This is a genomic window from Rickettsia endosymbiont of Pantilius tunicatus (assembly GCF_964291875.1).
GTDB lineage: Bacteria > Pseudomonadota > Alphaproteobacteria > Rickettsiales > Rickettsiaceae > Rickettsia.
Genome location: NZ_OZ198175.1, coordinates 1,344,268 through 1,370,059 on the forward strand (window position 1 = coordinate 1,344,268; position 25,792 = coordinate 1,370,059).

The following is a 25,792-nucleotide window of genomic DNA, read 5'->3' on the forward strand; positions in this document are numbered from 1 at the left end:
TAAAAATAATATGGAAGAAAATTTAAAGAAAACAGGTTTTTTATTCGGTGGGAACGCTGTTTTTATTGAAGAATTATATAAACAATATTTAGAAAACCCTGCTTCAGTTGATCAAACTTGGCAAGAGTTTTTCACGGGCGTTAAGGATAGCAATGAACTTCTTAATAAGAGTACTGCTAAAGTAATTTTAAAAACAGTAGCCACAGACGATTCCAAAATTTCAGAAAATCCTGCATCCACCACAAATAATTTTAATGTTGGTGCGATGATAAAAAATTACCGTAAATATGCCCATTATCTTGCAAAGCTAGACCCGCTAGGGCTTGAAGTTACTAAAACTAAAGAAGATTTAAAACTTAGTATAGAGAATTTTGGTTTCACAAATGATCAGCTTAATAAAGTAATAGAACATAAATTTTTAGACAAAACATATAGCTTAGGTGAGTTGGTTAATTTTCTTGATAAAACTTATTCAGGTTCTATTGGAACTGAATTTGAGCAGGTAGAAAACGAAGAGGAAAAAAATTGGTTATATTCTAAATTAGAATCAGGTGTTATTTCATTTTCCTCTGAAGAAAAGAAAAATATCCTAAATGACTTAGTGGAAGTAGAAGGATTTGAGCAATATCTACATACAAAATTCCCAGGGGCTAAGCGTTTCTCGGTAGAGGGCGGTGATGCTTCCATAGTTGCCATGAATAAGGCTATTGATTTATCTCTGCATCAAGGTGTAGAAGAAATCGTCATAGGAATGGCTCATCGTGGTAGATTAAACTCGCTAACTAAAGTAGTCGGTAAACCTTATAGAGCTGTTATTGCAGGCTTTATAAGTGGTAGCGTTTTTCCTGATGAGCTAAATGTTTCAGGTGATGTAAAATACCATTTAGGCTATTCATCGGATAGGGTCGTAGGTGATAAGAAAATACATTTATCGCTTGCTGATAACCCATCGCATTTAGAAGCTGTAAACCCGATAGTTGCAGGTAAAGTAAGAGCAAAGCAGGACATACTTAAAGATACTAAACGTAGTAAAGTCAAAGCTATTTTAGTGCATGGTGATGCTGCTTTTTGTGGTCAAGGAGTTGTTGCGGAGGGCTTATCTATGTCCCCCCTAGCTGCTTACAATATTGGCGGAGTGCTACATTTCGTAATTAACAATCAGCTAGGTTTTACAGCGAATGCAGCAGATACCAGAGCCAGTAGATATTCTACAGAATTTGCAAAAATAATAGCAGCACCGATTTTGCATGTTAATGGTGATGATATAGAAGCAGTATTAAAAGCCACAAATATTGCGGTGGAATATAGGCAGAAATTCGGTAAAGATGTTATTGTGGAAATCATTTGCTACCGAAAATATGGGCATAATGAGGGCGATGAGCCAATGTATACACAAGGTAAAATGTATAACATTATCAAGAGTAAGCTAACGCCTGGAAATATCTATGCAAATGAGCTAGTGAAAAGTGGTGTGATCGATAATAATTATTTTGCTAAATTAAAAGAACAGTTTAAAGCAAAACTAGATAAGGAATATGAGCAGGCTAAGAATTATAAGCAAGAAGCTCATTTCTTAGGTGGTTTGTGGCAAGGTATTACTCGCACTCGCACACAACCGGCAGTAACTGGGGTAGATAAAAAGACCTTACAAAGTCTAGGGACTAAGCTATGCGAAATGCCAAAAGATTTTGCCGTTAATCCAAAATTAGTTAAGCTATTTGACGCTAGAAAAGCTGCTTTAACCGCAGATCAGCCTATTGATTGGGCAACAGCTGAGCAGCTCGCTTTTGCAAGCTTGCTAACATCTGGTACTAATATAAGATTAACAGGGCAGGACTGCGGACGTGGCACTTTCTCGCATCGCCATTCGGTATTACATAGTCAAGTTGATGATACTACCTATATACCTCTAAATAATTTGTCCAAAGAACAAGCAACATATGAAGTAGCAGATAGTAATTTATCTGAATATGCAGTACTTGGTTTTGAATATGGTTATTCACTCGCAAATCCAAAAAATTTAGTTTTATGGGAAGCACAGTTTGGCGATTTTGCTAACGGAGCCCAGATTATTTTTGATCAATTTATTTCAAGTAGTGAAACAAAATGGCTTCGCATGAGCGGACTAGTAGTTTTACTACCACATAGTTTTGAGGGGCAAGGACCAGAGCATAGCTCAGCAAGACTTGAGAGATTCCTACAGCTAGCAGCTGAGGATAATATGTATGTTACATATCCTACTACGCCTGCTTCAATTTTCCATCTACTTCGTCGTCAAATAATTGATAATGTTAGAAAGCCACTAATCGTGATGTCACCGAAATCTTTATTGCGTCATAAAAATGTGGTTTCTAAACTTGATGAATTAGATAGCAATACTACTTTTTTACCGGTTTTAGATGAAGTAAATAAACTAGAAGCAAGCAATATTACTAAAGTAATTTTATGTAGCGGTAAGGTGTATTATGATCTATTTGAAATGCGTGGCAGTAATAATAGTATAGTGATTATTAGGCTTGAACAATTATACCCATTTGAAAAAAAGGTTGTAGTAGAGCTGTTAAAAAAATATAATAAAGCAAGTGAATTTATTTGGTGTCAGGAAGAGCCAATGAATATGGGAGCTTGGAGATATATAACCTCTCACCTAAATAATGCTTTAAAAGAAGCAGGAATTAATAATGAATTCAAATATATAGGTAGAGAAGAATCAGCATCTCCGGCAGTAGGCTCACTACAAGCACATAATAAGCAGCAAGAAAAATTATTAAAAGAAGCCTTAGGAGTAAAATAATATGGGTGTTAAAATTATAGTACCGTCTCTCGGTGAATCGGTAACAGAAGCGACTATTGCCAAGTGGTATAAGAAAGAGGGCGATGCTGTTAAAACCGATGAATTATTATTGGAAATTGAAACTGAGAAAGTAACATTGGAAGTTAATTCCCCATGCAATGGTACTATAGGCAAAATAACAAAAGCTGACGGAGCAAATGTTGGAGTTGGTGAAGAAATAGGCGAGATAAATGAGGGAGAAGCTGTAGCAACAAATAATAACGAAGCAGCAAAGCCTCAAGCAGCTCCCCAGGTTGCTCCAGAAAAGCCAGCAGAAAAACCAGCAGTAGTTAATAATAATCTTGCTCCATCCGTACAAAAACTAGTTGCTGAAAACAAGCTTGATCCAAATAATATAAAAGGGACAGGTAAAGACGGTAGAATTACTAAAGGTGATGTGTTGGAAACGATGAACGCTCCTGTTCCTGTCACTACTTCTTCAGCTAAAACTAATGAAGAAAGAGTGCAGCGTGTGCGTATGTCACGTTTGCGTAAAACTATTGCACAGCGTTTAAAAGATTCACAAAATACAGCTGCTATTTTGACTACCTTTAATGAAATTGATATGTCAAAAGTTATAGCTCTGCGTGGTAAGTATAAAGATGAGTTTGAGAAAAAGCACGGCGTGAAGCTTGGCTTTATGTCATTTTTTGTTAGAGCAACTATCGAAGCTTTAAAACTTATTCCGTCAGTAAATGCTGAGATAGATGGTGATGATTTAGTATATAAAAATTATTACGATATAGGTGTAGCTGTTGGAACTGAGCAAGGTCTTGTTGTACCGGTGGTTAGAGATGCGGATAAAATGGGATTTGCTGATATTGAAAAGACGATAGGGGGACTCGCTAAAAAAGCAAGAGATGGTAAGCTTTCTATGGGTGATTTATCAGGCGGTACATTCTCGATTTCCAACGGCGGTGTATATGGTTCGCTTTTATCTACTCCTATTATTAACCCGCCTCAATCCGGTATTTTAGGGTTACATAAAACTGAGGAAAGAGTGGTAGCTATAGACGGTAAAATTGAAATACGCCCGATGATGTATATAGCTCTATCGTATGATCACCGTATAATTGATGGAAAAGAAGCCGTTTCATTCTTAGTGAAAATTAAAGAGCTAATAGAAAGTCCTGAAAAGCTGCTGCTAAACTTATAGTTTGGAGTATAATTAATGATAAAATGTACTCGTCGTATTGAGTTCGATGCAGGGCATAGAATTATCGGTCATCAAAATAAATGTCAATATCTGCACGGTCATCGCTATGTTCTTGAAATAACTATAGCAGCAAATGATACTGACGAACTTGGTATGGTAGCGGATTTCGGTTTGATCAAAGATTTAGCTAAAGTTTGGGTTGATAAGAATTTTGATCACAGCCTAATCTTGCATCAGGATGATAAAGAAATTGGGCAGAAAATTGAAAGTCATACAGGTCAGAAAGTATATTATTTGAAGAATAATCCGACGGCTGAAAATATTGCTATGCATTTAAAAAACGAGATTTTCCCTAAGCTTTTTGAAAGTCAAAAATTCTTTATTACCAATATAAAACTATTTGAAACACCTAATTGTTTTGTTGAGGTCTAAGCATGCAAGAGTTTTGCTTAGTTTTGACCACGACTAATGATTTACAAATTGCTGAAAAAATAGCCTCTCTATTATTAGAGTTAGATCTTGCTGCTTGTATACAAATTGATGATGTGAAAAGTTACTTTAAATGGGATGCTAAAGTAGCTTTAGAAAAAGAATATAGAATTGTGATTAAAGCAAAATCTTCTAATTATAAAAAGATTGAAAATAAAATCCTTGAAGTTCATAATTATGAATTACCGCAAATAATAAAAATAAACATTGACTGCGGTCTTCAAAAATACTTAGAATGGATTAATCAAAATAGTAAGTAAACCTATGGTTGAATAATTTAAATCGAAAAATAAAGTAAGTATACTCGGAGTAAAAAATGAAATTATGGCAAAAAGTTACCTTAGGTCTAATCTTCGGTATTATATTCGGTATTTACCTACCGCAATATGTTGATTATATTAAGCCGGCAGGTGACATATTTTTACGTTTGATAAAAATGATCATTGCACCGCTAATTTTCTCTAGCTTGGTTTCAGGCATTACTAGTATGAATGATACTTCTGCACTTGGCAGGGTAGGCATGAAAGCGGTAGCAGCCTTTTTAGGAACTACTTTCTTTGCTACGGTTTTTGGTCTTACTGTTGCTGCAATATTAAAGCCTGGCGTAGGCATGCATATAGATTTTTCTCCTTCGGGCTCTAGTAAAATTGAAAGAACATCGTTTAATATAATAGATTTTTTTGTCAATATAGTTCCTGATAATGCTGTCGGTGCTTTTGCAAATGGTGATGTTTTGCAAGTAGTATTCTTTGCCGTCTTTGTCGGTATTACCTTAAATAAAATGAAAGCAGCAGCAGAACCTATTACTGATTTAGTACATTTAATGTCAAAATTAGTACTAAAAATGATATCTTTTGTTATTCAATTATCACCTTATGGTGCCTTTGCTTTAACAGCTTGGATTATAGGTACGCAAGGTATAGAAGTAATGATAAGCCTTTCAAAACTTGTTATAGCGGTTGTTGTGGCTATGACATTCCAATATCTAGTATTCGGTTTGCTTATATATATATTTTGTCGTGTATCCCCTATACCTTTTTATAAGAAAAGCTTTGAGTATCAGATACTTGCTTTTTCCACTTCAAGTAGTAAAGCGACTCTTTCAACTACTATGCAAGTTTGTCGTGAGAAACTTGGAATTTCAGAGTCTAGTACTTCGTTTGTATTGCCGATAGGTGCTTCAATTAATATGGACGGTTTTGCTATAAATTTATCGCTTACCACTATCTTTTTTGCTCAAATGATGGGAGTAACACTTGCTCCACATGATTATTTAGTAATTATTCTAACCTCAACTCTTGGCTCAATTGGTGGTGCTGGTATTCCAGGAGCTTCTTTAATAATGCTGCCTATGGTGCTTTCATCTGTACATCTACCAATTGAGGGAGTAGCAATTATTGCAGGTATTGACCGTATACTTGATATGCTTCGTACTACTATCAATATTACCGGTGATGCAACGATTACTATGCTTATCGATAATAGTGAGGGGACTTTAGATAAAGAAGTGTACTTATCGTAAATTTAACTCAATTCTAATGCTGCCGCTTCTAAAGTTTTGAGTTGATCACGAAGCTTTGCTGCTTGTTCAAATTCAAGATTACTTGCAGCTTTGAGCATTTCTTTTCGTAATTTATCAATATGAGCTTTCAGTTTAGCAGGATTATCAAATAAATTATGGGTTTGTTTTTTATCAAGCTTAATATCTACCTTTTCAAGCTCTGCTAAAGCATGGATAGTGCGGTTGATGGTTTTTGGGATTATACCGTGTTTTTCGTTATGTTCTTGCTGTATTGTGCGTCTACGCATCGTTTCGCTAATAGCTTTATCGATGGACTTAGTCATTTTATCGGCATAAAGAATAACTCTTCCTTCGCTATTTCTTGCAGCTCTACCAATTGTTTGTATTAGCGACACTTCCGAACGCAAAAACCCTTCTTTATCAGCATCAAGTATGGCAACTAAGCCGCATTCGGGAATGTCTAAACCCTCACGTAGTAAGTTAATACCTACTAGAATATCAATTGTTCCTTGCCTTAAATCCCTTAATATTTCGATACGCTCTAATGTGTGGACGTTAGAATGCAAATAAGAAGTCTTATATTTAAGCTCCTGCAAATAATTGGTTAAATCTTCTGCTATTTTTTTAGTAAGAGTAGTAACCAGCACACGGAAGCCTTTTGCGATGGTGCTTTGAATTTCGCCTACTAAATCCTCAACCTGATTAGTAGCTGGCTTAATAATACATTCAGGATCAAGTAGCCCCGTAGGTCTAATTATCAGCTCTACGACTTCACCGCCGGTTTCATTTAATTCAAAAGGTGAAGGGGTTGCTGATACGAAAACAGTTTGCGGTCTAAAATTTTCCCATTCCTCAAATTTTAGCGGTCTATTATCAAGAGCTGACGGCAAACGAAATCCATGTTCTACTAGCACTTCTTTCCTTGCTCTATCGCCATTATACATAGCTCTAATTTGTGGGACGGATACGTGGCTTTCATCAACAAATAATAATGTATCTTTTGGTAGGTATTCAAACAAAGTTGGCGGTGGCTCACCAGTTTTACGACCTGAGAAAAACCTAGAGTAATTTTCTACACCTTTACAGCTTCCTGTTTCGATTAACATTTCAAGGTCATACTGGGTACGTTGATTAATCCTTTGAGTTTCTAGTAATTTATCTTGCGATTTTAAGAATGCGATACGTTTTTGCAATTCCTCTTCAATTTCCGATATTGCTTTATTTACTGTCTCTTTCGGCATTACGAAGTGAGAATTACCATATATTATAGCCTTATCAAGCTTGGCAAGTTTTTCGCCAGTTAGCGGATCGAATTCGTGAATATACTCAAGTTCATTACCAAAAAATGATAAACGCCAAGCCTTATCGCTATAGTGTGATGGAAAAACATCAACATTATCGCCTTTGACCCGAAAGCAACCACGTTCAAAACCAATATCATTACGCTCATATTGCAAATTCACTAAATCATTAAGTAGCTTATCACGAGGGTAACTTTTACCAGGCTCTAAATTGACTGTCATTTGGTAATATAAATCAGGGGAGCCAAGACCATAAATGCAAGAAACAGAGGACACAACTATAACATCGCGACGCTCTAATAATGATCTTGTGGCTGAGTGCCGCATCAAATCGATCTGCTCGTTAATAGAGGAGTCTTTTTCTATAAAAACGTCGGTTTTTGGGATGTAAGCTTCCGGCTGGTAATAGTCGTAATATGATACAAAATATTCAACTGCATTCTTCGGAAAAATCGATTTCATTTCGGAATAAATTTGTGCCGCTAGCGTTTTATTATGTGCCATAATAAGCGTTGGTCGGTTAGTTCTTTCTATAATATTTGCCATAGTAAAGGTTTTACCTGAGCCTGTAATACCAAGCAGCATCTGTGAACGCTTTTTACTGTTTAAACCTTTGATAATTTCATCAATTGCTTTCGGTTGATCACCTGCTGGTTTATAATCTGATATAATAGAAAAGTTATTCATCGCTTTTTTCTTGCTTTAATAATTATAGTTTAAGATAATATATTAAAATTAAATAAAAGAGTACAACATTATGAATAAAGCTATATTACACGCTATTATTATTTACACCCTTGCCGGTTGTCCTTATTGCATAAAAGCTAAAGCACTACTTGATAAAAAAGAAGTTGCTTATCAAGAAATCGAAGTTCAGAATGCTCAAGATCCAAATGTAGCAGAATTAAGAAAGAAGTTAAATAATCCTGATAGATTAACGTTTCCGCAGATATTTATAGATGGTATGCATATAGGCGGTTGTGACGATTTATATGATCTTGATAAAGAAAGAAGATTAGATAAGTTGTTGGAAGGACAACCGAAGAAGGATTCAGCTGCTGCCGGTGCTTGAAACCTATCATCATTGTGAGGAGCGTATTGCCACATTTTTCATCCTGCAACTTCTATGTCATTTTTGCTTAGATACTAACTCGTCATTGCGAGCGAACAAAGTGAGCATGGCAATCTCATGAAATAATGTATAATTCCTGAGATTGCCTCCGCCATCTGCTATGCATCTCCTCGCAATGACGTTAAAACCTATTCATAAAGCCCAAACAATGACTAATCAAACTCAACATAAAAATTCATTTTACTCACTTCTGCCTTATTTATGGTCGAAAGATTTTAACATACGTTTGCGTATTATTTCATCACTTATTTGTCTGCTTCTTGCTAAAGCAATAAATATTTTCGTACCAATAGTTTATAAATACGTAATAGATGGATTAAATAAAAATCTAGCACTTTCGGTTATTATCGGCATAATTATTGCATATGGCGGGACTAAAATATTTGTTGGAATATTTAATGAGTTACGCAATATTATTTTCTCAAAAGTAGGGCATCAAGCGACTAGGCTTATTGCTCTGAACGTCTTTAAACACATGCATAATTTAAGCATGCGGTTTCATGTTACCCGAAAAACCGGTGGCTTAAGTAGATCAATAGAGCGTGGAACTAAAGGCATAGAAGCGGTACTGCGTTATTCATTATTTAATATTCTTCCGACAAGTGTAGAAATTATTCTTGTAAGCGGGATATTATGGTATGTATATGGTATTTGGTTTTCTGTTACTATCCTAGTAACCATGTCAATTTATGTTCTTTTCACTTTTCTAATTAGTACTTGGCGAATTTCGTTTGCCCGCGAGATGAATCAAAGCGACAATACCGCAAATAATAGGGCAATCGATAGCTTGCTGAATTTTGAGACTGTTAAATATTTTAGCAATGAAGAATATGAAGCCTCTAAATTTAATGAAGCATTGCAAATTTATGAAAGATCAGCCACAAAAACAACTAATAGCTTATCAATTTTAAATATAGGGCAGGATGTTATAATATCCCTTGGTCTTGTAGCTCTTATGATACTATTGGCGACTAAAATAAACCAAGGTAAAATGACAGTCGGAGATTTAATTATGGTTAATACTTATCTCTTCCAGCTATCAATTCCGCTTTCAATACTTGGTTTTGCTTATAGGGAAATTAAGAACGCCCTAGTCGGTATGGAAGATATGTTTAATCTTTTAGATATACCAAAAGAAGTAGAGGACGCTAAAGATGCTAAAGAGCTGATTATATCAAAAGGCGAGGTTGCTTTTAAAGAAGTGAATTTTGCTTATAATCCAGAACGTCCGATTTTGCATAATATCAGTTTTGCTATAGATAGCGGTAAGACACTTGCCATAGTTGGGAGTAGCGGAGCAGGTAAATCGACTATCTCACGTTTGCTTTTCAGATTCTACGATATTAATAGTGGCAGTATTACTATAGATGGGCAGGATATAAGAGGAGTTACACAAAGCTCGCTTCGCAAAGCTATTGGAATCGTGCCACAAGATACTGTCCTGTTCAATGATACAATATATTACAATATCGCTTATGGTGATAATTCGGCTAGCTATGATGAGGTTATAGCTGCTTCGAAAAACGCCCATATTCATGAGTTTATTACTAGCCTGCCGGAGGGGTATGAAACTCAAGTAGGTGAGCGTGGTTTAAAACTTTCTGGTGGCGAAAAGCAACGTATCGCCATAGCAAGAACGTTACTCAAAAATCCATCTATATACGTGTTTGATGAAGCAACAAGCTCGCTTGATACCAAAACTGAAAAGTTAATTCAGGCAAGTCTTAAAGAAATATCGGAGCATTATACTACCTTAATTATTGCTCACAGGTTATCAACGATAATCGACGCTGATGAGATTATTGTTTTAGATAATGGCTATATAGTCGAGTGTGGCAACCATAAAACCCTGTTGAAACAAAAAGGCTATTACGCAGAACTTTGGTATAAGCAGCAGAAAGAAGAGCTAAATAATAATTAATATATTTTTATTACTGGTTCTAGTTCCCAAGTCACGGGAGGCATTGCCAGCGTGGATTATTTTTTCTGGATTGCCAAGCTCATTTCATTCGCGTAGCTCAGACGACTTAGTATCCACGCAACAATGCCGCTACAGTGTGACAGAAGCGGAAATTACATTCAACCTATAAACTTATTGACTTTCTAGTAGTCACATATAGAATCGTAATCGGAACGGCTATTAAGCTTTTCTGGGATGTAGAAGTCCTTTAACGTAGATGGTTAGCATTATCCATTTAAAAATGCTCCTCAACTTTATGGTTGGGGAGATAATAGCATATGTTCAGGGTTTAAAGTGCATAACTTTAAACCTAAAAGCTATTATAACTGTTTCTACGACGGTTCTTCTAACTCCCCAACCACCTGAGATTTTCTTTGGTGGTTTAATTAATCGGGAGTCATCAAATGTCAAATCAAAACAAAAAAGCCATCAACAATATTACGCTAGATTCCGTTGAAAAAGAGATAAATACTCTTAAAGATGAAGTTGCACATTTATTAGAAAACCCCGCAACAGAAGAAGATATTGAAAGAATAGAACAACGTTTAGAGGAACTTGAAAAGATGCTTTATAATGTTGTATAGTTATTGTTATGTCATCCTTGTTTAAGGTTTGTTGCTTGGATCGAGGTGCGTCATTGCGAGCGACAGTAAGGAGCGTGGCAATCCAGAAAAAATAATAAAAATGCTAAAAGTTAGCATTTTTCAACTGGATTGCTTCGTCAAAACTTTCAGTTTTTCTTCGCAGTGACGACTCTCGATCCATGTGGAAAATCTTACAAATCCTTGCAATGATGTATTTTTATATAGGCTATTTATGCATATTTCGCTTTCTAAAGATGATAAATATCGGATATTTACTCCGCTTGATGAAGTGCCGCAGAGCTTTATAGAAGCAGTATTGCTATATGAAGATAAGCATTTTTATAAACATTTCGGTATTAATCCTACCTCTTTAATCAAAGCTTTTTATTCTACTTATCTAAAAAATGATCGTAAAATAGGTGGCTCTACCATAACAATGCAGGTAGCTCGTCTAAAATATGGGATAAATTCCTCTACTATTTTTGGTAAAATTTATCAAATTATCAAAGCTATTCACATAGAGTTACATTGCTCAAAAAATGAGATTTTAACGGCTTATCTAAACTTAGTACCTTATGGTAGTAATATTGAAGGGATATCGGCGAGTAGTTATATTTATTTTAATCGTGATCTGAAAGGTTTAAACTTAATTGATATCTTAAGCTTAGCTGTCATCCCGCAAAATCCTGTAAAAAGAGGAGGTAATAATCTAAATATTTTAGAAATGCGAAAATATTTATTTACTAAGTGGCTAGAAAATCATCCACAAGATATTACTTATAAAGAATTGATAAATTTACCAATTAAATTTAGTCAAAGTAAAAACTTACCTTTTATTGCACCGCATTTTACCTTGGATATATTAGAGCCTGTCTTGAAATTAAGGTTTAGTCAATTTTTTAAGCATAAGTGTAATCATATTGATATAAATAATATGTTCAGAAGTTTTATAGTTATGCTCATAGTCTTTACTCATACGACGAAAATTATTGAGCCAGCCAAAAGTACGTTCAACTATCCAACGCTTGGGAATCACTTTAAACCCCACTTGATCAACAATTTTACGAGAAATTGTCAGTAATGCTCTTACAGTTAAAAAACACCAAATTTGTAATGCTCCAGCATAACCACTATCTGCAAAAAATTTGATAATACTAGGATATTTTGCTTTTGCCTTGATTATTACATTTTTAGTACCATCTCTGTCTTGTATACCTGCTGAATGTACTTCACATGATAATACTAAACCAAGTGTATCTGTAACTATATGGCGTTTCCTACCCTTAATCTTCTTGCCTGCATCATATCCTCTAGCTCCCCTTTTTGGGTAGTCTTAACAGACTGACTATCTATAATCCCTACAGTAGGAGTGGATTTCTTACTTTCTTTCTCCCTTACTTTTTGGACTAATCTATCATGTATTTCTTGCCATCTACCATTCTTACGCCAACGTAAATAATAGTCATATACTGTTTGCCATGGGGGAAAATCTTTAGGTAATAATCGTCACTGACAACTACTCCTCATTACGTAACGAATGCCATTAATTATATCTCTTATATTATGTTTACGTGACCGTCCTATCTTGCAAGGACCAACAAATGGAGCTAAATGTATCCTTTCTTCTTCCACTATATCACTGGGATACATATTCCTACTTTATTATTTTTTGACAATATAAATTATTTCTTATATCTTTTCAAGACAGGCTCTAAGTAAATTAAATTTTTTAAATAAGGGCTACAAATTATATAAGCGTGAAAGATATCAGGAAGCTTTAAATGCATTTGATATGGCAATAGCTATGAATGAGGAGAATATGTTTGGAGAGGCCTATTTATGCAAAGGAGCTAGTTTATTACCTACAGGTCATCAAGAGTTAGCGGAAGAAGCATATGATAGAGCTATAAACAAACTATGCTCCGGTGTCTATTATAATAAAGGATTATTGCTATCTAAGACAGGTTGGCTTTCTGAAGCACATAGTTGTTATGAAAGAGCTATAGAGTTAGAGCCAAATGATCCAAAGCTTTACTATGAGATCGGTAGAAATCTTAATATACACGATCGTGTTTTTGCACAAGAGGCAGTAAAAGCGTTTGATGAAGCCTTAAAGCTAAAGCCTGATTATGGAGCTGCTTATTGTTATAGAGGAGATGCGTTATATAGACAGAAGAAGTACCACGAAGCAATCATAGAGTATGATCAAGCTATAGCACTCAAACCTGAAGATTCGGTATATTATTATAAAAAAGGTATTGCACTATCATATAAGCAAGAATATGAGGAGGCGATTGTAGCATATGATCAAGCTATAGAGATAGAGCCTGATTATGCTGAAGCTTATATAGATAAAAGCACTACATTACACCAACTTGGAAAATACGAGGAGGCTATAGCAGCATACGACAAGGTTATAGAGTTAAAGCCTGATAATGCAGCTGCTTATGCTTATAAGGGTAACACTTATATTGCTTTGAAACAGTATGATGATGCACTTAAGTGTTGTAACAAAGCAATAGCGTTAGATTACAAATATGCCTTTGCATATTCTTGTAAAGGTGATTCATTCCAAGGAGAAGGTAAGTATGATGAAGCTGTAAAGGAGTATAACAAAGCAATAATACTAGATCCTCATTTTCAAGAAGCATTAGATAATAAAAAGGCAGCACTAGAAGCTATGGTAAGCCAAGCAAGTAACAAAGATTTTGAAATATTACTAAAAAACACACCTTTATCAGTAGTGGCACGAAAAGTAGCAGAGCAGAAAATAGCACGCCTTAAAGGAAGTCATGGTAGTAATGATGGAGATAGAAGTTATACAGAAAAATATCTAAATTATCTATTCAGGCTTCCATGGGGTAAATATGACGAAGCATCTATTGATATTATAGAAGCAGAGCAGGTACTAAACGAAAATCACTATGGTCTTGAGAGCGTTAAACAGAAGATGAATAGAAGCTCTAGCATTCATGGCAACTTCTAAAGATACAAAACCTCCAATATTATGCTTAGTCGGTGCTCCTGGAGTCGGAAAAACATCAATTGCTAAAATAATATCAAAAGCACTAAACCGCAAGAGTGTAACATTATCACTTGCTGGGGCAAGAGATGAGGGGCTAATCAGGGGATGCATGGATTTCTATATGGGTGCAAGACCTGGCAAGGCATTGTCACTACTTTCTGAAGTAGGTAGCAGCAACCCCGTAATGATCTTAGACGAAATAGATAAAATTAGCAAAGAGCGAGGAGCAGCTCTTGAAGGAGCGTTGCTGCAGTTAATAGATCCATCACAAAATGATAGTTTTACTGATGATTACTTTGATTCCGGCTATGACATGTCAAAAGTATTTTTCATCGCCACAGCAAACTCAATAGATCATATATCATATCCACTATTACACCGTATGGAGGTCATAGATATTAGTGGATATACAGATAATGAAAAAGTAAAGATCACGCAAGATTACATCATACCAAAGCTAATGAAAGAGGTAAATGTTCCGAGCAACAAATTCACACTCTCAGATGAACTAATCAAGCACATAATCGAGAATTATACCAGAGAATCAGGCGTAAGAGACATTGAGAGAAAAATAAGAGAGCTACTACAAAAATATCTCTTAGCAGAAGCAAGAAAGGAACAAAGCACCTTAACTAAAGAAACTATAGATCAGTATTTCAAGCACTCTAAATATCACAAACAAAAATTGCAAGATGATGAAGTAACTATTGGAATGATCAACGGTCTTGCTCATACAGCAAGGGGAGGCGATTTAATTACAATAGAAGCTTCAAAATACAAAGGCGACGGCAAGATTAAAGCAACAGGTAAACTTGGAGAGGTATTAAAAGAATCAATAGATGCTGCTATGACCTGTTTAAAATCAAGTATAGATTTTAAAACCCACGAGATCAGCGATGATATCTTAAAGACGCATGACATACATATATCTACCGGCAGGAGCAACACCTAAAGACGGACCATCTGCAGGTATTACCATTTACACAGCTCTTTATTCACTGTTAAGCAACAAGAAGATTAGACAAGATATAGCAATGACTGGTGAGATTACATTAAAAGGTAGGGTGCTTGAGATAGGAGGGCTTAAAGAAAAGCTCACTGCTGCAGTAAGAGAGGGTATTAAGGAAGTAATCATACCTAAGGATAACGAGCGTGATTTATCTGAGATACCTGAGGAAATCAAGAAAGCGCTAGTAATACATCTTGTATCACATGTAAGTGAGATACTCACGATAGTATTTAATATTTAAAGTATAATAGATTGCAAAAATTGGACAGCAACTTAATTCAGATAGAAATGCTTGACCGAGAGCATATAACATACTAACATTTTTGTGTAAGAAACTGAAGGAATCAGCCAGTCGTAAAGTATTTAGGTTATAAAAAATTAAAATATAAAGGAGGTTCTATGAGTAATGATGGACAAGATGATAAAAATGAAGATAACGACGAGATAAGTACACAATTATATAGTGGTGCACAAGTAAAAAATGTAATAAATAAAATAATAGGTCGTATTAACGCTTTTAATCCAACAGAAATACAGCAATTAAAATCTAATGCCGCATCTATATCAACTGAAGGGGTAGACCCCGAGATTGCAAAAGAGCTAAAAGATTTAATCGCATCTATTATCGAAAAAGAAAAAGAGGAAAAAAATAGCCTAATAACTAATATCTTGTCTGAAAATCAACGCATCACTGATGAAGCTGCCCAAGTCCAAGCTTGGAAAGAAGAAATGTTAAGGTTTATGGAAACGCAAGCTGTGTATAGTAGTTTTGATGCGATAAGTGAAGAATATTTAAATCAACAACAGGATCGTAATGCAAAGCTGGATAAAGCATTAGATGCTACCAAATCCGGCAGAGAGCTTAGTAAAGAATTAAGACAACAGTTAAAGCGTACACCCAAAGATATAGAGGAAGAAAAAGAAAAATGGGCAAAAGTTCATAATGCTAGAGTTGTCGCACACAATGAGCATATGCACCATTCAACTGAAATAGACAAAATAGATCAAGAGATATCAAAAGTTAATCATTCAACAAACTATGAAAAAATTATATTTTTAAAGAATAAAAAAGATTTTCACATAGCACAACGAGAAGCAGCGAAAACTAAAATTAAAGAAACAGCAAAACATTATGATGAGAGAAAAAAGGAAGCGATAAAAATTGGGCAGGGTTTGGAATTTGCAAAGACTCAAGATATAAAAAGTTTTTGGGTTAACCAAGCAAAAGTTTTTGAGAATATACATGCAATGCATCCTGAAAAGGCTAAACTCTCAATTGAGGTTTCAGAGAAAGTTGATAAAATCAGATCGTTGTCTGATATAAATAATCAAGGTATGGACTCAAGCGATACAAAAGACAAAACAAAGATTACAAATAAAGCTGCATCAAAGCTACAGAGCCAAGCTAAGGAAAATGGTAAAACAAATAAAAAGACTAAGCAGCAATGGGATATTTAAATCTTTTCTGGTTATATCCCCTGCGGTCAGCTACGATTATTATAATCAAAGCAGAACGGTACAAAGGAAAATTTGCCGTCAATACCCCGTAGGCTTGCCTCAGAGATAAGCAGATTTAGTGCTGTGTATTTTATAAATTATAAAAGGATAATAATATGTTTAAGAATATCTTTAAGAGAAAAAATAATACTTATGCACATACTACAGGAGAGTACTGGTATAAACTTGCAGAAAATTATTATCATGATAGACAAAAATTAATAGATAATAATGAATCCCAAACTAAAATTGATAGTGCAGGAGTGCTAGCAGCTAAAGATTTTTGGGTTGCTTTGTGCTTAGGTTATGAAAAAGCCCCATTCTCATTATATGCATGTTTTGGACAGGGCATTGGCGTAAAACAAGATAATGATATAGCAAGTTTCATGTTTGCGTTAGCTCAAGAATTAAAAGATGTAAGAGTTGCTAATAAAGAATGTATGTTTTCGTTGCCTATATCTTTTAAAGATAAGGTGCATGAAACTGCGGCATTGATGAAACAGGTGAAAATACCAAAATCAGGAATCGATATGCAGCATGTTAATAAACAAATGGATGATTTTAGTAAAGTAATGATATTACCAGATGGTAGAGAAATTTTTAAATTAATAACAGATGGATCTAATACATCTGATTCTAATACAGAAATATTAGGCGAACAGATCAACCATAGCGATTTTTAAAACTCAACTATTACACTTTACCATCATCTTTTTGCTTATTCAGGTGCTTGGTAGAGGTAGTTTTCTTAATGTTTGGTAATTGAATTAGCATCAACTGGATTGGAAGTCTGTTTTCTGGATGAATAATATTTGGGGTCGCAACCTAATATTTCATCAATAGAAGCATTACAAAAATCTGCGAGTTTTGTAAGGGTAGACAGTTTTGGATTTGAAAATGAGCCATCAAGCATTTTGTTTCTCTGTCATTGTAATTTCTCTTTTTGTTATATTTTCTTTTATATAACCTTTGGGAAATTTACACACTTATTTGGACAGAGCCCCGAAGACTTTAGGCACAAATGGATATCCTTTTGCACCTAGGGGTTAGGACTTGAGAAGCTTATTGAGCTCAGAAATAGATAGTCCGGTGACTTTAGATATAAAAGAAATATCAGCACCGGCATTATACATATTTTTAGCTACTTCTATCGTTCTTTCGTATTTTCCCTCATTTCTACCAATCTGCACGCCTTCGTTTCTACCAATCTGCATGCCTTGGACCATACCTTTTTGCATGCCTTCATCAATATATTTATCAGCTATTGTTCTCATAAGTCCCTCTTGATCTTCTTGTTTTAAGTAGCTAGCTATGATCTTAGCAAGCTCTACTTGTTTATCTTCAGATACCTTAGCATCACTATACCACAATAACCACTTAATGTAAATGTAGCCATTTTCTTTATCTATTTCAATACTACTTGCAAACTTCTCAAGTAGACTGTGCCATAGATTTAAGATATCACGAGCTTTGATATGTTTAAGCATATACTCCATCATACCAAGATGCTTCTTTTGCTCTATCTCATTATCACTTTGTTTTTGTAAGTCTACAAGTAAATACTCATCACCCATCATTTCTTTAGCAGTCTTGCTATCTTCAAACAACTCCCAAAAGCTCCTTGGAGCATTATAGGGCTTATCATTTGCATATACTACTATAGGACATATTAGAGGAAGCTTATTATCGTGGTCTTTTGTGGCATTCCTTATATTTTGATTAGCGTCCTTATGCCTTTCACATAATAGCAGCATATATTGCCATAGTCTAAAAGCAATCCAGTAATCGCTACTAGACTGGTGTTCGATCAGAACATATACATAAGCTTTGTCATTATTGACACTTTCAGTAGTGCTATCTTTAATATTATTCTTTTTTAAAGAAACGGAATAAATAACATCACTAAGTCTTTTGCGTAAATACTCTGTAACAAAACTTTCTTTTTCTATTTTAATACTATCAAGATTAATCTTGTTCTTAAATGATACTGGCAAATAATGCTCTAGAAACTCACGAGCAGCTACAGGCTCGCTCATGACCTTTTTGAATAGTTCATCATGTTTTGGACGTTCAGAAGTAGAATTATCGCCAGTAGCACTAACATCGCCATCTGTACTTAATTCTGCTTGTTGTTGCCTCTGATTAAGCTCTTTGTTAGTCATGTTTGCAAATCCTTAAAATCTCATAGTCATTGTATGTTCTAACTCTCTTTCTAGACGTAGCTCTTTAACTTCTGCTTTTACCTTTGCAAAGGTTGTAGCTACTTGTTTTTCATCTACAAAGCTTGGTATATTATTTTGCATCTCATGCTTCATATATTTAAGCGGGCATGTATATTTCTTAGTTCCTACCATTACATGCTCATCATCTAACAGCTGCTTAATATTTTCATTGTGATGATCCATATAATGCTTCTGGCATGTCTTACTTAAATTATTAAGTGCGTTTTGACTCTCATTAGAGTTAAATTGATTTAGTATATCTTGGTCATTGAATATACCATGTTTCCTAGCATATACTACCATATTATGCATATTTGTAATTAGCGTGTCTTGCTCTATAGTCTTAGCATTTGAGATGGCACCGTCAAGTTAAGAGAGATGTAAATTAAGTATTGAGCAAATGCATGGAATAATTTATAGAATAGCAGTAACCATTTATCTCTAAATTTCACCATTATGCGTATTACTCAAGCTCCGAAGAGACATCGTTTTCCAGCAAGCATCATTAGCCATGCAGTATGGTTATATCATCGTTTTAATAGTAGCTACCGAGATGTTCAAGAACAGATGGCATATCGAGGTATTATTTTGAGTCATGAGACAGTAAGATTTTGGTGCAACAAATTTGCAGTTTATTTTCAAGATGTTATCAGAAGGAGAGAGCGGAAGCCAACTGATAAATGGCATTTAGATAAAATGAACATTAAGATTAAAGGTGAAGTATTCATACTATGGAGGGCTGTTGACTCTGAGGGACATGAATTAGAAGTATTGCTACAGAAGCGACGCAACAAGAAATCAGCTATTCGCTTTTTATTAAGATTATTGGGCAATTACCCAGCTCCAAGAGTAATTGTTACTGATAAGCTCAAGAGTTACATTAAACTGATTAAGCTTATGTGTCCTAGGACTAAACATCGAACTAATAAGAGATTAAATAATCGCGTTGAGAATGCACATCAACCAACTAGGCGAAAAGAGAAGATATTGATTAAATTTAAGCATCCTAATGCAGCACAATGTACATTATCACTGATGGGAAAAGTTAGAAATATATTTGCCGTAAATGTTGGAAGATAATCTAGGGCATGATAATATGTGAGATAAGACACATCCAGTTATTGGGATGTATGATTGTGATTGATTCTTTGTGGTATCATGGAACCCATGTATACCAATATTATCACTTGGGTTACCAAGTGGATAAAATAATTGCATTTTATGCTCCTTTTATGGAGCTAAGTGCCTAAAATTCTTGACTTTTTATGTAAAAACATGTACTATAAACCTATAAAGCCCTGCGAAAGCTTTTATAAGTCGTTAAGTCTTGGGACATTTTAATTCTAGGACTTAACCCTTTGTTTTGTTATGCAAAATAACCTCATGAAGTATGAGCCTAGCATAACAAAAATCATTTGTCTACTCTTTTTCTAAAAAATAAGGACAAATGATCATATAGTACAATATTATTGTCATTAAAAAATTGTATTATCTCAAGTTCTTTCTGTTTCCCAAAAAGTGTTAAGCATTGCTCATTTTGGTGCTTTTCAGCCTCAATTATTACTGATCTATTTATATTTAATGCTTTAGCAAGATCGGCTTGACTGATATTGAGAATGCATCGAGCACCTTTTAACTGGAATCTAGTTATTGTACTCTCTGTGTTGGTATTAATTATATTTTGTGATTTATATTGAATGCTAAATTGATTAGGAAAGGAGATATTATTACAAGAAAAAAAATGAACAAGTGCAGCATTATGTTTTAGTAGGAAATCGCGAGTTTTGTTGAGTTCTACTTTGCTAATTGTAGTTTTACTAACATGTAATAATACTGCGATGTCGCGCACCCCTAAATCTAAAATATTCCGAGCAACTTTTAACTGTAGCGCTGTTATATACATCATGTCCTATAATTAAATATTTAAAGATTTTGCAATACAATCACGTATTATTGCACTCACGGATTTTAATGAGCTCTTTGTCCGTTTATTATGTCTTGAGAGATCCTCTAATTTGAATAAAACAGAAGAAGGGAGTGAAATTGTAGTACGCACAAGAGTATCATCTTCTTTTGCATTACCATAAGGTTTATCTGCTAATTCATTTGCTAAATTCTCAATCTTTTGTTGAGAAATCTGCAATGGACGTTTTTTTAATGCCATAATCAGAACACTTCTTTAATTAATTCTAGTATTTCATTTTTAGCTTGCAAATTGTTATATTCTATGACTGCCTTTCCTAAAGGCATCACATCTCTATATATTTTTCGGTAATAACAACATGTATTTAATAGTTTTAGCTGCGGAAAATCACTAAGATACTCAAAAAATTCTTTTCTTTCATTTGCTCTCACAGTTGGATTCGTGCTAGCCATGGTGTGTAATATGTAAGATGACAACTTAGGATTAATATCTTTAACTCTTATGATTTGTTCTTGTAATTCAACTATCGTATCTAGATCTAATTGACTAGCTTGGTGAGGGGATATTAGTATGTCAGCAACACTTAAACCTGTAATCATTTCCCTACTATTACGTCCAGCAACATCCACAATAATATAATTAAACTTTTTGTCTAATTCTTCTAAAGTAGTGGAAATATTATCGTATTTCTCTATCAAAGTAATTGATGGCAAAAGTTTTGCTTCTTGCCGATCTTGATGCCAACGTGATGCGGATCTTTGGAAATCAGCATCTACTAAACACACATCATAATTGCTATATGCAAGTGCTAATGCAATATTAGTAGCAGTAGTTGTTTTACCTGTACCACCCTTATTACTTCCTATAATCACAATCATAAAAATTTTTCATTAAATGTTAAAAACTAATTTTGCTATATCAAAATATAACAAGTTAATAATAATTATACTTCATAAAAAATAATTATTACTTCATAAGTATGAATTATGCTTGACTTAAGTTTTAAGCTTATATAATATTAGTTATATGAGAGGCATCGTCAAGTTAAGTAACATAGTGTCAAAAAGAGTAATATTTTTAGATTTCAGGCAGCAAGAAGTCTTTGAGTAGCTTCATCCCAAATGGATTTAGCGGATGCAAATGCAATTCTTTGGTCAGGTGCTGTTTTAGTATATCTTCCAACATTTACGGCAAATATATTTCTAACTTTTCCCATCAGTGATAATGTACATTGTGCTACATTAGGATGCTTAAATTTAATCAATATCTTCTCTTTTCGCCTAGTTGGTTGATGTGCATTCTCAACGCGATTATTTAATCTCTTATTAGTTCGATGTTTAGTCCTAGGACACATAAGCTTAATCAGTTTAATGTAACTCTTGAGCTTATCAGTAACAATTACTCTTGGAGCTGGGTAATTGCCCAATAATCTTAATAAAAAGCGAATAGCTGATTTCTTGTTGCGTCGCTTCTGTAGCAATACTTCTAATTCATGTCCCTCAGAGTCAACAGCCCTCCATAGTATGAATACTTCACCTTTAATCTTAATGTTCATTTTATCTAAATGCCATTTATCAGTTGGCTTCCGCTCTCTCCTTCTGATAACATCTTGAAAATAAACTGCAAATTTGTTGCACCAAAATCTTACTGTCTCATGACTCAAAATAATACCTCGATATGCCATCTGTTCTTGAACATCTCGGTAGCTACTATTAAAACGATGATATAACCATACTGCATGGCTAATGATGCTTGCTGGAAAACGATGTCTCTTCGGAGCTTGAGTAATACGCATAATGGTGAAATTTAGAGATAAATGGTTACTGCTATTCTATAAATTATTCCATGCATTTGCTCAATACTTAATTTACATCTCTCTTAACTTGACGGTGCCGTATATAGTTTAGCATCAGCTACTCTGCTATAGCTATCAATAAATACCTGAGAATAAACCTTACCTATACCCTTAAAATTTCCTACATAATATGTATCTTGGCATCCTAGATAACCTGGATGCTGTGTCTCAATCTCGCCATGGGCTTCTTTTTTGGGCTCTGTCCAAATAAGTGTGTAAATTTCCCAAAGGTTATATAAAAGAAAATATAACAAAAAGAGAAATTACAATGACAGAGAAACAAAATGCTGCAATGGATCAAGCGATAGATTTATTGATCAATAATGATACAGATGTATCAACTTTATTTGCGTAGGATGATTTATTAAAAGAACTGACCAAGCGTCTTGTAGAGAGAGCTTTACAGTCTGAGATGAATAATCATTTAGGATATAGCAAGTATAATCAAAGTGCTGCCCAGAATTCACGTAATGGTTATAATACAAAGAATCTAATTACAAAGAATGGTGCTGTTGAGATTGAGGTACCAAGAGATAGAAATAGTAGCTTTGAACCATCATTGGTAGCAAAGCGTCAAAGAAGACTTGATGGTTTTGATGATAAAGTACTATCTTTGTATGCTAAAGGTATGAGTTTATCAGATATAAAATTACAGCTTCAGGAGTTATATGGAGCTGATGTAAGCAAGAGTTTAATTAGCGGGATCACAGATGATATAATAGAGGATGTTAAGCTATGGCAGAGCCGTCCATTAGATCCAGTATATGCTATAGTATTTTTTGATTGTTTAATAGTAAAAGTGCGTCAAGATAAACGTATTATCAATAAATCAGTATATGTTGCCTTAGGCGTTGATTTAGAAGGACGGAAAGATATTTTAGGATTGTGGATCAGCGAGAATGAAGGAGCTAAATTTTGGCTTGGTAATTTTACTGAGATGAAAAATAGAGGTATGCAAGACATACTGATAGCATGTAGCGATAACCTTAATGGTATGTCTGAAGCTATAGGTGCTGTTTTTCCAAAGACGGAGCATTAATTATGTATTGTACATCAAATTACAAATAGTTTAAGATATGTATCATACAAGGACCGGAAAGAGCTTGCTGGTGATTTAAAACCTATTTATTACAGCCTAGCACAGAAAAAGAAGCACTTTCCGCTTTAGAGGCTTTTGAATCTAAATGGAATAAACAATATCATCAAATTGCTAAATCTTGGTACGTTCACTGGGATAATTTAATGATTTTCTTAGGATATCCAGAAGAAATAAGGAAAATAATTTATACAACTAATGCTGTGGAATCCGTTAATAGTCAACTTCGAAAAGTTACAAAAAATAAACGGGTTTTTCCAAATGATAATGCTGTTTTTAAAAGCTTATATTTAGCAATTTATTGCATGACCAAAAAATGGTCAATGCCTATGCCAAATTGGAATGCGGCTATGGCTCATTTTTTAATAAAATTTGAAGATAGAATCTAGTCCTTTGAAAAAGTTTACACACTTAATTGGGAAGACTCGGACTTGGGGCTAATAGACCTGCATATGAGGCACTCAAGATATTAAAGAATGGTCATAGCAGAGAAGAGAATGCAAAAATACTAGATGATACAATGGTATTATCACTTAACTTTGATAATGACCATGAAGCTAGTAGCTCAATACCTAAGATAGGACTTGATGGGCTTATAGGATGGCTTGTTAAAGGCAAGTTAGTTAGTCGTTTAATGCAAAGCAGCGAAGATAGCTCCACAGCAGAGGTAAAATTAGATTTACTAGGAGAAGATGAGTTTGTGGAAGTAAAGCTACCTATTACTAAAGAGACAAGTAGTCTAGATAATAGTAACTCTAAAAACATAGATGCATTAGTAGCGGTAGGTCATAAATATATAGAAGAACACACGGAGCAATTACAAAAGCTATGTGATAATTTAGTAAAATATGTAGTAGTTGAGACTCAAGCTATGCCTTATGAGAAAGTAGCAGAAGATACTGAGGTAGCAATAGAACTTGGCTTAGGCTTAGATAATAGTAGTGATAACAATACTACTATTGTAAATAAGGAAGCTATAACAGTTACATCTGATGATATAGCAAATGGTCATGAAGATGCTAAAGAGGAAGAGATCGAGGGTAGCACATTAGTACAAGCTCAGGGTGCTAATAAGGGTGTTGGTGATGACACTGCAAATAACTCTATTATCACTAATGCAAATAGAGAGCAGATACTTGAAGGAATCAAGCAGTATCTTACATCATTTGCAAATGATAATCCTGATTTAAAAGTAAATATTGATCAGTATCTTGCTTCATTACAAAGTTTAAGCAACCAAGGATTAGGTGAGAAAATCATATCAGATTACAAAATATTGCAAAGTAGAGTGCAGAATCATGATATGGAGCTACAGAATCAGTCAACTAGAGTAAACGAGGATGAAGATGCAAATGAGGATAATAATGAACTGACATCTTACATGAGTTGCAGACAGGAGGTTTCAAGGGAAGATATGGACCTTGAAGGGATAGATGATGAGGTACAAAATCATGAGATTGTGAGGTAAGTGGATATGAGTGATGTTTTAGAAAAAGCTATTATCTTGTTTAAATATGCAAAAAAAGTAGAAGAGATTGAGCGAAATACAGTCTGTCTGACCACTCAGTACTTAGATCAACGTAATGATTACTTGCAAATATATTTAATTGCTGAAGAGCAAGGATACACTCTAACAGATGATGGTTGGATACTAGATGATATCAAGCACTTAGCAAATTATGATGAAAACCAAGAGTTAATAGCACAAATATTACAAAAATTAGACATAAGGAGAAATGAGGATGAAATATATGTTAAGATAGATTTAGCAAATTTAACTAAGGCTAAAGATAATTTCATACGAGCTATTTGTGCAATTAACGAAATATTAAGAAATTCAATTCAAACATGTGAGGTATCTGAGCAATGATATTACCAACAAAATTCATTGAGGAAGAAGATACTTTGCTACAAGTAGGCATAGACCTACTTGAGATTTTAGGTAAGCAGTTGGATATAGCAAAACTTTGGCAGGAAGCGAAAGATATACCAAGTATTGCAACATATGAAAGATTTATTCTTGGTTTAGATTTGCTGTTTTGTTTTGGACTAATAGATATTGAAAACAATTTACTCATGAGGAAGAAGCTATGCTAGGAACAAATGATACAATTAACGCTAATACTAATTCTAATATTAGCTTCTAATGTAGAAGTGCTAAAGGCAAGGAAAGAAGCATTAGAGCTT

24 protein-coding genes and 6 pseudogenes are annotated in these 25,792 nt (G+C 34.4%); 18 read left to right on the top strand and 12 right to left on the bottom strand.

From position 1 onward, the window contains the following. Positions 1 to 10: 10 nt before the first annotated feature. Genes ACICQC_RS07910 through ACICQC_RS07930 form a run of 5 tightly spaced genes read left to right on the top strand, consistent with a single transcriptional unit; the run spans position 11 to position 6,000 of the window. Entirely contained in the window at positions 11 to 2,794 is a 2,784-nt protein-coding gene (locus ACICQC_RS07910) for a 2-oxoglutarate dehydrogenase E1 component (RefSeq protein ID WP_395476608.1), read from the top strand. Position 2,795: 1 nt separating this feature from the next. Continuing rightward, entirely contained in the window at positions 2,796 to 3,989 is a 1,194-nt protein-coding gene (gene odhB, locus ACICQC_RS07915) for a 2-oxoglutarate dehydrogenase complex dihydrolipoyllysine-residue succinyltransferase (RefSeq protein WP_395476609.1), read from the top strand. 15 nt (positions 3,990 to 4,004) lie between these two features. Next, positions 4,005 to 4,421: a 6-pyruvoyl trahydropterin synthase family protein gene (locus tag ACICQC_RS07920; protein ID WP_395476610.1), complete on the top strand. Its 417-nt coding sequence runs from the start codon at positions 4,005 to 4,007 to the stop codon at positions 4,419 to 4,421. Between the two features lie 2 nt (positions 4,422 to 4,423). Continuing rightward, complete coding sequence (cutA, locus tag ACICQC_RS07925) at positions 4,424 to 4,738, top strand: divalent-cation tolerance protein CutA (protein ID WP_395476611.1); 315 nt, start codon at positions 4,424 to 4,426, stop codon at positions 4,736 to 4,738. A 56-nt stretch (positions 4,739 to 4,794) separates the two neighbouring features. Beyond that, a complete protein-coding gene (locus ACICQC_RS07930; protein ID WP_395476612.1) occupies positions 4,795 to 6,000 on the top strand; it encodes a dicarboxylate/amino acid:cation symporter in 1,206 nt (401 codons plus the stop codon). A gap of 2 nt (positions 6,001 to 6,002) precedes the next feature. Here ACICQC_RS07930 and uvrB read toward each other — a convergent pair whose 3' ends face one another. Next, on the bottom strand, positions 6,003 to 7,988 hold the full coding sequence (uvrB, locus tag ACICQC_RS07935) for an excinuclease ABC subunit UvrB (RefSeq protein ID WP_395476613.1): 1,986 nt from the start codon (positions 7,986 to 7,988) through the stop codon (positions 6,003 to 6,005). A 70-nt stretch (positions 7,989 to 8,058) separates the two neighbouring features. Here uvrB and grxC point away from each other — a divergent pair, with 70 nt between their 5' ends. The 4 genes and pseudogenes from grxC to ACICQC_RS07955 all read left to right on the top strand — a co-directional run. Then, positions 8,059 to 8,373: a glutaredoxin 3 gene (gene grxC, locus ACICQC_RS07940; RefSeq protein WP_395476614.1), complete on the top strand. Its 315-nt coding sequence runs from the start codon at positions 8,059 to 8,061 to the stop codon at positions 8,371 to 8,373. 208 nt (positions 8,374 to 8,581) lie between these two features. Then, complete coding sequence (locus ACICQC_RS07945) at positions 8,582 to 10,354, top strand: ABCB family ABC transporter ATP-binding protein/permease (protein WP_395476615.1); 1,773 nt, start codon at positions 8,582 to 8,584, stop codon at positions 10,352 to 10,354. Positions 10,355 to 10,797: 443 nt separating this feature from the next. Then, complete coding sequence (locus ACICQC_RS07950) at positions 10,798 to 10,977, top strand: hypothetical protein (protein WP_395476616.1); 180 nt, start codon at positions 10,798 to 10,800, stop codon at positions 10,975 to 10,977. A gap of 232 nt (positions 10,978 to 11,209) precedes the next feature. Then, positions 11,210 to 11,842 (top strand): annotated as a pseudogene (locus tag ACICQC_RS07955) (transglycosylase domain-containing protein); the annotation flags it as partial. Between the two features lie 15 nt (positions 11,843 to 11,857). On the opposite strand, the gene ACICQC_RS07960 reads toward ACICQC_RS07955, so the two are convergent. The 3 genes and pseudogenes from ACICQC_RS07960 to ACICQC_RS07970 form a co-directional block, all read right to left on the bottom strand. Continuing rightward, positions 11,858 to 12,265: a transposase gene (locus tag ACICQC_RS07960; protein ID WP_395477632.1), complete on the bottom strand. Its 408-nt coding sequence runs from the start codon at positions 12,263 to 12,265 to the stop codon at positions 11,858 to 11,860. Continuing rightward, positions 12,241 to 12,441 (bottom strand): annotated as a pseudogene (locus tag ACICQC_RS07965) (transposase); the annotation flags it as partial. The gene ACICQC_RS07960 and the pseudogene ACICQC_RS07965, both read right to left, overlap by 25 nt. Before the next feature lie 42 nt (positions 12,442 to 12,483). Further along, entirely contained in the window at positions 12,484 to 12,627 is a 144-nt protein-coding gene (locus ACICQC_RS07970) for a hypothetical protein (RefSeq protein ID WP_395476275.1), read from the bottom strand. A gap of 142 nt (positions 12,628 to 12,769) precedes the next feature. On the opposite strand from ACICQC_RS07970, the gene ACICQC_RS07975 reads away from it, so the two are divergent. From ACICQC_RS07975 to ACICQC_RS07990, 4 genes and pseudogenes are all read left to right on the top strand, one after another. Then, positions 12,770 to 13,963 (top strand): tetratricopeptide repeat protein, encoded by a 1,194-nt coding sequence (locus tag ACICQC_RS07975; protein WP_395476617.1) that lies wholly within the window; start codon positions 12,770 to 12,772, stop codon positions 13,961 to 13,963. Continuing rightward, a pseudogene (locus tag ACICQC_RS07980) lies at positions 13,950 to 15,252 on the top strand (S16 family serine protease). The gene ACICQC_RS07975 and the pseudogene ACICQC_RS07980 overlap by 14 nt, the downstream one beginning before the upstream one ends. 158 nt (positions 15,253 to 15,410) lie before the next feature. Next, positions 15,411 to 16,469 carry a hypothetical protein gene (locus ACICQC_RS07985; protein ID WP_395476618.1) on the top strand — a complete coding sequence of 353 codons (1,059 nt, stop codon included), beginning with the start codon at positions 15,411 to 15,413 and terminating at the stop codon, positions 16,467 to 16,469. 155 nt (positions 16,470 to 16,624) lie between these two features. Next, positions 16,625 to 17,191, top strand: a complete 567-nt coding sequence (locus ACICQC_RS07990; RefSeq protein ID WP_395476619.1) for a hypothetical protein — start codon at positions 16,625 to 16,627, stop codon at positions 17,189 to 17,191. A gap of 65 nt (positions 17,192 to 17,256) precedes the next feature. On the opposite strand, the gene ACICQC_RS07995 is transcribed toward ACICQC_RS07990, so the two are convergent. From ACICQC_RS07995 to ACICQC_RS08005, 3 genes are all read right to left on the bottom strand, one after another. Continuing rightward, positions 17,257 to 17,421: a hypothetical protein gene (locus ACICQC_RS07995; protein ID WP_395476620.1), complete on the bottom strand. Its 165-nt coding sequence runs from the start codon at positions 17,419 to 17,421 to the stop codon at positions 17,257 to 17,259. 133 nt (positions 17,422 to 17,554) lie between these two features. Further along, positions 17,555 to 18,670 carry an Rpn family recombination-promoting nuclease/putative transposase gene (locus tag ACICQC_RS08000; protein WP_395476621.1) on the bottom strand — a complete coding sequence of 372 codons (1,116 nt, stop codon included), beginning with the start codon at positions 18,668 to 18,670 and terminating at the stop codon, positions 17,555 to 17,557. A 12-nt stretch (positions 18,671 to 18,682) separates the two neighbouring features. After that, positions 18,683 to 19,042 (bottom strand): hypothetical protein, encoded by a 360-nt coding sequence (locus tag ACICQC_RS08005; RefSeq protein WP_395476622.1) that lies wholly within the window; start codon positions 19,040 to 19,042, stop codon positions 18,683 to 18,685. Positions 19,043 to 19,186: 144 nt separating this feature from the next. Here ACICQC_RS08005 and ACICQC_RS08010 point away from each other — a divergent pair, with 144 nt between their 5' ends. Then, a complete protein-coding gene (locus tag ACICQC_RS08010; RefSeq protein WP_395476623.1) occupies positions 19,187 to 19,810 on the top strand; it encodes an IS6 family transposase in 624 nt (207 codons plus the stop codon). 331 nt (positions 19,811 to 20,141) lie between these two features. Here the strand turns inward: ACICQC_RS08010 and ACICQC_RS08015 are convergent, their stop codons facing one another. The 5 genes and pseudogenes from ACICQC_RS08015 to ACICQC_RS08035 form a co-directional block, all read right to left on the bottom strand. Continuing rightward, a complete protein-coding gene (locus ACICQC_RS08015) occupies positions 20,142 to 20,636 on the bottom strand; it encodes a hypothetical protein (protein WP_395476624.1) in 495 nt (164 codons plus the stop codon). A 9-nt stretch (positions 20,637 to 20,645) separates the two neighbouring features. Beyond that, positions 20,646 to 20,894: a hypothetical protein gene (locus tag ACICQC_RS08020; protein WP_395476625.1), complete on the bottom strand. Its 249-nt coding sequence runs from the start codon at positions 20,892 to 20,894 to the stop codon at positions 20,646 to 20,648. A 2-nt stretch (positions 20,895 to 20,896) separates the two neighbouring features. Continuing rightward, entirely contained in the window at positions 20,897 to 21,532 is a 636-nt protein-coding gene (locus ACICQC_RS08025) for a division plane positioning ATPase MipZ (protein WP_395476626.1), read from the bottom strand. 206 nt (positions 21,533 to 21,738) lie between these two features. Beyond that, positions 21,739 to 22,449, bottom strand: coding sequence for an IS6 family transposase (locus tag ACICQC_RS08030; protein ID WP_395476627.1), 711 nt, complete (start codon positions 22,447 to 22,449; stop codon positions 21,739 to 21,741). Positions 22,450 to 22,547: 98 nt separating this feature from the next. Beyond that, a pseudogene (locus tag ACICQC_RS08035) lies at positions 22,548 to 22,700 on the bottom strand (IS481 family transposase); the annotation flags it as partial. Positions 22,701 to 22,777: 77 nt separating this feature from the next. Between ACICQC_RS08035 and ACICQC_RS08040 the strand changes: the two are divergent. From ACICQC_RS08040 to ACICQC_RS08055, 4 genes and pseudogenes are all read left to right on the top strand, one after another. Next, a pseudogene (locus ACICQC_RS08040) lies at positions 22,778 to 23,994 on the top strand (IS256 family transposase). A 374-nt stretch (positions 23,995 to 24,368) separates the two neighbouring features. Continuing rightward, positions 24,369 to 24,626, top strand: a pseudogene (locus ACICQC_RS08045) (hypothetical protein); the annotation flags it as partial. Positions 24,627 to 25,079: 453 nt separating this feature from the next. Continuing rightward, positions 25,080 to 25,475, top strand: coding sequence for a DUF1828 domain-containing protein (locus ACICQC_RS08050; protein WP_395476628.1), 396 nt, complete (start codon positions 25,080 to 25,082; stop codon positions 25,473 to 25,475). Further along, positions 25,472 to 25,702: an ABC-three component system middle component 6 gene (locus ACICQC_RS08055; protein WP_395476629.1), complete on the top strand. Its 231-nt coding sequence runs from the start codon at positions 25,472 to 25,474 to the stop codon at positions 25,700 to 25,702. The genes ACICQC_RS08050 and ACICQC_RS08055 overlap by 4 nt, the downstream gene beginning before the upstream one ends. The last annotated feature ends 90 nt before the right edge of the window (positions 25,703 to 25,792 follow it).

What these genes read in the sequence shown, in the direction of transcription:
- ACICQC_RS07910 (WP_395476608.1), top strand. Translation starts at nt 11, where the DNA reads ATGGAAGAAAATTTAAAGAAAACAGGTTTTTTATTCGGTGGGAACGCT.
- odhB (WP_395476609.1), top strand. Translation starts at nt 2,796, where the DNA reads ATGGGTGTTAAAATTATAGTACCGTCTCTCGGTGAATCGGTAACAGAA.
- ACICQC_RS07920 (WP_395476610.1), top strand. Translation starts at nt 4,005, where the DNA reads ATGATAAAATGTACTCGTCGTATTGAGTTCGATGCAGGGCATAGAATT.
- cutA (WP_395476611.1), top strand. Translation starts at nt 4,424, where the DNA reads ATGCAAGAGTTTTGCTTAGTTTTGACCACGACTAATGATTTACAAATT.
- ACICQC_RS07930 (WP_395476612.1), top strand. Translation starts at nt 4,795, where the DNA reads ATGAAATTATGGCAAAAAGTTACCTTAGGTCTAATCTTCGGTATTATA.
- uvrB (WP_395476613.1), bottom strand. Translation starts at nt 7,988, where the DNA reads ATGAATAACTTTTCTATTATATCAGATTATAAACCAGCAGGTGATCAA.
- grxC (WP_395476614.1), top strand. Translation starts at nt 8,059, where the DNA reads ATGAATAAAGCTATATTACACGCTATTATTATTTACACCCTTGCCGGT.
- ACICQC_RS07945 (WP_395476615.1), top strand. Translation starts at nt 8,582, where the DNA reads ATGACTAATCAAACTCAACATAAAAATTCATTTTACTCACTTCTGCCT.
- ACICQC_RS07950 (WP_395476616.1), top strand. Translation starts at nt 10,798, where the DNA reads ATGTCAAATCAAAACAAAAAAGCCATCAACAATATTACGCTAGATTCC.
- ACICQC_RS07970 (WP_395476275.1), bottom strand. Translation starts at nt 12,627, where the DNA reads ATGTATCCCAGTGATATAGTGGAAGAAGAAAGGATACATTTAGCTCCA.
- ACICQC_RS07975 (WP_395476617.1), top strand. Translation starts at nt 12,770, where the DNA reads ATGGCAATAGCTATGAATGAGGAGAATATGTTTGGAGAGGCCTATTTA.
- ACICQC_RS07985 (WP_395476618.1), top strand. Translation starts at nt 15,411, where the DNA reads ATGAGTAATGATGGACAAGATGATAAAAATGAAGATAACGACGAGATA.
- ACICQC_RS07990 (WP_395476619.1), top strand. Translation starts at nt 16,625, where the DNA reads ATGTTTAAGAATATCTTTAAGAGAAAAAATAATACTTATGCACATACT.
- ACICQC_RS07995 (WP_395476620.1), bottom strand. Translation starts at nt 17,421, where the DNA reads ATGCTTGATGGCTCATTTTCAAATCCAAAACTGTCTACCCTTACAAAA.
- ACICQC_RS08000 (WP_395476621.1), bottom strand. Translation starts at nt 18,670, where the DNA reads ATGACTAACAAAGAGCTTAATCAGAGGCAACAACAAGCAGAATTAAGT.
- ACICQC_RS08005 (WP_395476622.1), bottom strand. Translation starts at nt 19,042, where the DNA reads ATGCATAATATGGTAGTATATGCTAGGAAACATGGTATATTCAATGAC.
- ACICQC_RS08010 (WP_395476623.1), top strand. Translation starts at nt 19,187, where the DNA reads ATGCGTATTACTCAAGCTCCGAAGAGACATCGTTTTCCAGCAAGCATC.
- ACICQC_RS08015 (WP_395476624.1), bottom strand. Translation starts at nt 20,636, where the DNA reads ATGATGTATATAACAGCGCTACAGTTAAAAGTTGCTCGGAATATTTTA.
- ACICQC_RS08020 (WP_395476625.1), bottom strand. Translation starts at nt 20,894, where the DNA reads ATGGCATTAAAAAAACGTCCATTGCAGATTTCTCAACAAAAGATTGAG.
- ACICQC_RS08025 (WP_395476626.1), bottom strand. Translation starts at nt 21,532, where the DNA reads ATGATTGTGATTATAGGAAGTAATAAGGGTGGTACAGGTAAAACAACT.
- ACICQC_RS08030 (WP_395476627.1), bottom strand. Translation starts at nt 22,449, where the DNA reads ATGCGTATTACTCAAGCTCCGAAGAGACATCGTTTTCCAGCAAGCATC.
- ACICQC_RS08050 (WP_395476628.1), top strand. Translation starts at nt 25,080, where the DNA reads ATGAGTGATGTTTTAGAAAAAGCTATTATCTTGTTTAAATATGCAAAA.
- ACICQC_RS08055 (WP_395476629.1), top strand. Translation starts at nt 25,472, where the DNA reads ATGATATTACCAACAAAATTCATTGAGGAAGAAGATACTTTGCTACAA.